Source organism: Prevotella sp. MGM2 (assembly GCF_002933955.1).
GTDB lineage: Bacteria > Bacteroidota > Bacteroidia > Bacteroidales > Bacteroidaceae > Alloprevotella.
In genome coordinates this window covers 1-957 of the sequence record NZ_BEWW01000057.1, presented here as the reverse complement: position 1 = coordinate 957, position 957 = coordinate 1, and the positions used below count along the sequence as shown (strand labels likewise).

The 957-nt window shown below is 54.2% G+C and carries 1 protein-coding gene; it reads left to right on the top strand.

Translation table 11 applies throughout. From position 1 onward, the window contains the following. On the top strand, window positions 1-957 hold a 957-nt coding region (locus C5S62_RS01405; protein WP_255400125.1), incomplete at both ends, for an alanine--tRNA ligase-related protein.

The following is a 957-nucleotide window of genomic DNA, read 5'->3' as shown; positions in this document are numbered from 1 at the left end:
CGATGAGGAGAAGGCCAAAGTGCCCGGACGCGAGCTTGTCAACAAAGACAACCCGCAGGTGATAGAAATATGGAACATCGTTTTCATGCAATTCAACCGTAAGGCCGACAGTTCCCTCGAACCGCTTTCGATGAATGTGATAGACACTGGCATGGGATTCGAACGTCTTGTACGTGCCATGCAAGGGAAAAACTCCAATTATGATACGGATGTCTTCCAGCCCATTATCAGGAAAATATCCGAACTCTCCGGCTACAACTACGGCAAGGATGAGCAGGTAGACGTGGCCATGAGGGTGGTGGCCGACCACCTGCGTGCCATCGCCTTCTCCATCGCCGACGGTCAATTGCCCTCCAACGCAAAAGCCGGTTATGTGATCCGCCGCATCCTGCGCCGTGCCGTACGCTATGCTTATACATTCCTGGGCCGCCGCGAAGCTTTCATGTATCAGCTCGTGCCGACGCTCGTTCACGAAATGGGGGGCGCCTATCCCGAGTTGCAGGCACAGCAGCAGCTCATCATCCGTGTCATGCAGGAGGAAGAGGAGTCGTTTCTCCGCACCTTGGCCACAGGCATTTCGATGCTTGAGGGAGTGATCGCGGAAACGAAGAAAAAAGGACTCGATGTCGTGGATGGTGAAAAGGCCTTCACGCTGTTCGATACCTACGGCTTTCCGCTCGACCTCACTGAACTGATCTGTTCCGAGCAAGGCCTTAAAGTGGATGAGGCCGTATTCAACGCGGAAATGCAAAAGCAGAAGGACCGTGCCCGCAATGCCGCAGCCGTCGAAACCGATGATTGGGTGATTGTGCGCGAAGGCGAAACCCTATTCAAAGGCTGGGATTTTACCGAGCATACCTGCAACATCCTGCGCTACCGCCGCGTGCAGCAAAAGAAGCAGACCTACTATGAACTGGTGCTCGACACCACGCCTTTTTATGCCGAAATGGGCGGACA